General features: G+C 28.1%; 5 protein-coding genes. 3 read left to right on the plus strand and 2 right to left on the minus strand.

Going from position 1 to position 6,162, the window contains the following annotated elements; translation table 11 throughout:
• Positions 1–110: 110 nt before the first annotated feature.
• Both PKV21_08585 and PKV21_08590 read right to left on the minus strand, forming a co-directional pair.
• Positions 111–1,181: a type IV pilus twitching motility protein PilT gene (locus PKV21_08585; GenBank protein HOM27544.1), complete on the minus strand. Its 1,071-nt coding sequence runs from the start codon at positions 1,179–1,181 to the stop codon at positions 111–113.
• Positions 1,178–2,848 (minus strand): ATPase, T2SS/T4P/T4SS family, encoded by a 1,671-nt coding sequence (locus PKV21_08590; GenBank protein HOM27545.1) that lies wholly within the window; start codon positions 2,846–2,848, stop codon positions 1,178–1,180. Before PKV21_08590 ends, PKV21_08585 begins: the two co-directional genes overlap by 4 nt.
• Before the next feature lie 42 nt (positions 2,849–2,890).
• Between PKV21_08590 and speB the strand changes: the two genes are divergently transcribed.
• The 3 genes from speB to PKV21_08605 are packed head-to-tail and all read left to right on the plus strand — an operon-like array spanning position 2,891 to position 6,096.
• Complete coding sequence (speB, locus tag PKV21_08595; GenBank protein ID HOM27546.1) at positions 2,891–3,772, plus strand: agmatinase; 882 nt, start codon at positions 2,891–2,893, stop codon at positions 3,770–3,772.
• On the plus strand, positions 3,760–4,647 hold the full coding sequence (locus tag PKV21_08600; protein HOM27547.1) for a polynucleotide 5'-hydroxyl-kinase: 888 nt from the start codon (positions 3,760–3,762) through the stop codon (positions 4,645–4,647). The genes speB and PKV21_08600 overlap by 13 nt, the downstream gene beginning before the upstream one ends.
• A 57-nt stretch (positions 4,648–4,704) precedes the next feature.
• Positions 4,705–6,096 carry a PAS domain S-box protein gene (locus PKV21_08605; GenBank protein ID HOM27548.1) on the plus strand — a complete coding sequence of 464 codons (1,392 nt, stop codon included), beginning with the start codon at positions 4,705–4,707 and terminating at the stop codon, positions 6,094–6,096.
• Positions 6,097–6,162: the final 66 nt, after the last annotated feature.

Here is a 6,162-nt window from a genome sequence, read left to right on the forward strand (position 1 = left end):
AAATTCCTGCTTCTTAAAATACTTATAACTGTTGCATTTGTTTCTCCCTCTATTACTCCTTCTTTTCTATTTCCAGAAAAATCCCTTGCAACATAAAAATATTTTGGCATTTATTTTTCTCCCAAAAGTAATTTTAATTCTTTTATATTATTACTCCTTCCATACATTTCTTCTTTTGAAATCAATCCCTTTTTATACAGGGAAATCAAAGAAGCATTCATCGTTTTCATTCCAAGTTCTCCTCCAAGTTGTATCTGTGAATAAATCTGGGCAAAATTTCCCTCTCTTATCAAACTTTTTATTGCAGGTGTTGCTATCATGATTTCAGTTGCAAGAATTCTACCATTTCCATCCTTTCTTGGTATTAATTGTTGAACTATTACTCCTATAATTACAAGAGAAAGTTGAGTCCTTATTGTTGGTTGCTGGTCCCCAGAAAAAACATTTACAATCCTTCCCATTGCCTGAACAACTTCTCCTGTATGTAAAGTTGATAATACAAGATGTCCTGTTTCTGCTATTCTTAAAGCCGCCTCTATTGTTTCTTTATCTCGCATCTCTCCAATTAAAACAACATCTGGGTCCTGTCTTAAAACCCTTTTTAATGCTTCTGCAAAAGAATATGTATCCTGTCCTATCTCTCTCTGTTCAACAATTGATTTTTTATATTTAAAAAGGTATTCAATAGGGTCTTCAATTGTTATAATATGTAGTGATTCTCTTTCATTTAAGTATTCAACCATGGAAGCAAGTGTTGTTGATTTTCCACTTCCTGTTGGACCACATATTAAAATTAAACCATAAGGATTTGAAAGCATTTTTTTTATAACATCAGAAGGAAGTCCAAGTTCTTCAAAAGTAGGAATTTTATCTTTAATAGGTCTTATTGAAATTCCTATTGTCCCTCTTTGATAATGTAAATTGATTCTGAACCTTCCAACACCGTCAATTCCATAAGAAAGATCAAGTTCTTTTGTATTTTCAAATATTTTTATTTGTTCCTGACTCAAAATTGAATAAATTAGTTTTTTACATTCTTCATTTGATAAAGCAGGAAAGGGTACTGGATACAAAATTCCATCTATTCTTATATGTGGGGGCAATTTTGCAAGTAAGTGAATATCAGATGCTTTCTGGTTAACTGCATATTTTAATAAATCGTCAATTGTAAAATTACTCATATTGTTACTGTTAATGCTTCAGAAAGTGTGGTTATACCATCAATAACCTTTTTTATTGCCTGTTCTTTTAATATCTTCATTCCATGACTTTTAGCAAAATCTCTTATTTCATCATCACTTTTTTTCTTTAAAACCATTTCTCTTATTTCTCTTGTAAACTCTAAAACCTCATATATTGCAATCCTTCCATAATAACCTGTAAAATCACAGAGAGAACAACCTTTACCTTTATATGCAATTATATCCTTCCTTTCTATATAATAATTTCTCAACATTTCTGTTCCCTCTTCGTCAATAGTTTTACATTCATTACAAATTTTTCTTACCAATCTCTGTGCAAGAACTAAATTTATAGCATCTGCAATCAAATACGGTTCAACGCCCATATAATAAAGTCGGGAAATTGTTGAAACAGTATCATTTGTATGTAGTGTTGATATAACGAGATGCCCTGTTAATGACGCCTGTATTGCTATCTGTGCTGTTTCAATGTCTCTTATTTCTCCAACCATTATAACATCAGGGTCCTGCCTTAATAAATTTCTTAAAACACTTGCAAAAGTCAGTCCTATTTTTGGTTTAATTTGAACTTGATTTATTCCTTCAAGTTGATATTCAACAGGGTCTTCAATGGTAACTATATTTTTTTCAGGTGTATTTATAAAACTGAGTCCTGAATATAAAGTTGTTGTTTTTCCACTTCCTGTTGGTCCTGTAACAATTATCATTCCATAAGGTCTTTTTAGAGCATTTTTGAACTTTTCAAGTTCTTCTTTTTCAAATCCAAGTTCTTCCATATTTAAAACAAGTTTTTCTTTATCAAGTAATCTCATAACTACTTTTTCTCCATATATTGTTGGAAGTGTTGAAATTCTTATGTCAAATTCTTTTGTCCCAATTTTTATTTTTATTCTTCCATCCTGTGGTAATCTTCTTTCTCCAATATCAAGATTAGAAAGAATTTTAAGTCGGGTAACAACTCCAGGATAAGCATTTTTCGGAGGGGCAGGAAGTTTATGTAGTATACCATCTATTCTAAATCTAACAGAAACATCTTTTTCTCCTGGTTCAAGATGAATATCTGTTGCTCTTTTTTCAATTGCTTTTACAAAAAGAGAATTTACAAATCTTACTATAGGAGCATCTTCAGCCGCAACTTTTAGTTGTGCTACGTCAATTTCTTCCTTTTCCTCTGTTATTTCTTCAAGTTCAGAAATTGTTTCTGGAATATTATCAAAGCCAGAATAAAACTTATCAATTAATTCAATTATTTTAAATTCATCGCCTTTAACAACTTTTATTTTCATTCCTGTTATTCTTTTTAAAGTATCAATAGCAATAATATCTGTTGGGTCTTTCATTGCAATCGTTAAGGTGTCATTTTCTTTCGCTATTGGAATGCAGGTAAATCTTCTTGCAATGTTTTCATCTATTAATTTAACAATTTCTGCTTTTATCCCTTTGAATTTTGAGAGATCAACGTAAGTGGCTTTTTTTTGTTCCGTTAAAGCGTTCAAAATATCTTCTTTGTTTACATAGTTTTTTTCAACTAAAATCTCTCCAAGAAATTTTTTTGTCTCATTCTGAATCCTAATAGCTTCTTCTAACTGTTCTGAAGTAATTAGCCCTTTTTCAAGTAAGAGTTGACCTAATTCTTTTCTTTCCATAATTTATAGTATAATATACCATAAAAAAAGAAAGGAGTAAAAATGGAAGTAATACCTTTTAATTTTTTATCTATTCCAGAGATAAGTTTAAAAAAAGCAAAATTTATTGTTTTACCAATTGGTTATGAAGGAACTGTAACAGGAAATTCAGGAACAAAATTTGGACCCATCAGTATAATTTACTCATCAAGAAATCTTGAACTTTACGATGAAGAAATAAGTTATCAGCCATATGAAGTTGGAGTAAAAACTGAAGAAGAGTTTGAATGTGATTATTCTTCTCCTGAAAAAATGGTCAGAAAAATTGAAAAAAGGATTAGTTATTATGTAAAAAATGAAAAATTTGTTATAGGATTGGGTGGTGAGCATACAATAACAATTGGTTTGTTTAAAGGATATAAAAAATATTTTAGTGATTTAAATTACATTTGTCTTGATGCACATTCTGATTTGAGAGATAGGTATAATGGAACGAAGTATTCTCATGCATGTGTAAGTAGAAGAATCTATGAAGAAAATTGTAATTTGTTTATTTTAGGTGTAAGAAGTATAAGTAAGGAAGAATCTGAATTTGTAAATAATAAAGAAAAAATAAAGATTTATTATGCATGTCAGATGAAAAAAGAAAACTGGCGGGAAAAAATTTTAAGAGAAATTCCATCTGGTAAATATTATCTCTCAATTGATGTTGATTTTTTTGACCCTTCTTTAATTTCAGAAACAGGAACTCCCGAACCAGGTGGATTTCTATGGGATGAAACAATTGATTTTTTGAAAAATTTAATTTTAAGAAATGATATTGAAATCTATGGTTTTGATGTGGTTGAACTTTCTCCATCAAGAATTTTAACTCCTTCTTCGGTAATCTGTGCTAAATTAATTTATAAAATAACTGGATATTTATACCTTAAATGGAGAAAATAAACCTTTTGAATGAAGAGCAATTAAATGTTTTTCTTTCAAAAGAAATAAAAAAAATTCTTTTTATAGGTGGAGTGGATACAGGAAAAACAACTTTATTGAAATATATCTCAAATTTTTTATTTAAAAAAGGAGAAAATGTTTTTATTCTTGATTGTGATGTTGGACAATCACATATTGGTCCTCCCACAACAGTTGGTTATGCTAAATTAAAAGAAAAAATTGAGGATTTTAATTTAGATGCGGATAGATTTTACTTTGTTGGTTCTGTTACACCATCTAATTCTATCATTGAGTTCATTGCAGGAATTTCGATAATGAACCAATTTATTAGTAAAGAGAAAGGGAAGATTTTGATTGATACAACAGGATATGTAAAAAATAGGTTAGCGATTTCTTTGAAAATTCATAAAATAGAAATTTTAACCCCTGATTTTGTTTTTTTACTTGAAAAGGAAAAAGAACTTGAAGAGATAGAAAGGTTTTTGAAATTTTCAGGAATAAAATTTACAAAAATTAAAGTTGAGAATATCCCTGTAAAATCAATGGAAGAAAGAAATATCTTTAGGAAGAATAGATTTTTACAGTATTTTGGAAATTTAAAAAAAATTAACTTAAATATGGATAAGGTTTCAATTAAAATCACTAATTTGAGAGGAGTTTATAATGTTTTTGAGATTAAAAATTTAAATTTAAGAGGAAATTTATGTGGTTTAAAAAGAAGTAATTTAGATTATTTCTGTCTCGGTGTTATTGCTAATATGAAAAATGAATGGGCAGAAATTTTTATACCAGAGAAAGTTAATATAAATAACACAGATATTAAAAGTATTTCTATAAGCAATTATTCTATTTTGGAAATAGTTTCAGTTGAATAAAGTAAAACTTTCAAAAAAATTTGACAATAAAAAATTTTTAATTTTATAATTAACATAATGAACAATATTAACAAAATTAACAAAAGGAACTTGAATAATTTGATTTTAAAAATTCAGAAGGAAATTTCAAAAAATAAGTTTATAAATATTTTGTCAAATCTTTTAACAGAGGGAATTTCTATAAATTATAAAGGACGGATAGTTTACTGTAATGATAAATATGCAGAAATTTTTGGATATAAAAAGGAAGAGTTAATCGGAGAGAATATATTAAAACTCTGCTCAACGGAAAGTAAAGGAGAATGGGAAGAGATTTTAAAAAGAAAAAAAGAAGGATTTTTTAAAACTGAATGTATAAAAAAAGATGGCTCTAAAATTTTCATAAATGTGAATATTAAAAATGTAGAATTAGGTAGAAAAATTTTAAGAGTTGTTACTGTAATTGATGTCACAGAGGAACAGTTATATCTTCAGAAAATTAAAGAATCAGAAGAAAAATATAGAATTCTTACTGAAACACTTCTTGACGGAATTCTGGTGATTGATATTAAAGGTAATTTTCTTTTTGCAAATCATATTGCAATAAATCTTTTAGGATTTAAAAGTTTTGAGGAATTGCGAAAAAGGAATTTTTTTGATTTTATAATTGAAAAAGAGAAATTTTTAAATGATTTAAGAATGATTGAAGAAAATAAATCTGGTTATTTCACTGAATATGAAATTATAGAAAGTACAGGTTCTAAATTGTTTATTGAAAGTATTGGAAGAAAAATAAATTATAGTGGTATTGATGCGTTTTTAATATCTTTCAGAGATATTACAGAAAGAAAAGTTATAATTGAAAATCTTAAAAGAGCAATTGAAAAAAATAAAAAAATTTTAGACCAGACAGTAATAGCATTATCTGAAATGTTATCTCAAAGAGACCCTTATACTTCCAGTCATCAAAAAAGGGTTGCAAAACTTGCGATATCAATTGCAAAGGAAATTGGATTTACAGGTAGTTTAATAGAAGGTATGAAAATAGCGGGTTTACTTCATGACATAGGTAAAATTTATATTCCAGCAGATATTCTTTCAAAACCAGGGGAATTGACTGATATAGAATGGCAATTTATAAAACTGCATCCTGAATTTGGTGCAAAAATAATTAAAAATATTGAATTTCCTTGGAATATAGAAAAAATTGTTTTACAGCATCACGAAAGAATAAATGGTTCAGGTTATCCAAATAAAATAGGTGGAAAAGAAATATTAATTGAAACAAAAATTTTAAGTGTTGCAGATGTTGTTGAAGCAATGACATTTCACAGACCTTACAGAGAAAAGAAAACCATAAAAGAAGCACTTGAAGAAATAGAAACAAACAGTGGAATTCTTTTTGAACCTGAAGTAGTTAATGCGACTTTGAAAGTATTCAATAAGGGTTTTGATTTTGAAGATTGTTAGGATTTTTATAGGAGAAGCATAGGGGACAATTCTTTCCCCTAAAACCCCTTTAACCTCGTAGATTAT

It is taken from the genome of bacterium (genome assembly GCA_035371905.1).
Taxonomy (GTDB): Bacteria; Ratteibacteria; UBA8468; order B48-G9; family JAFGKM01; genus JAMWDI01.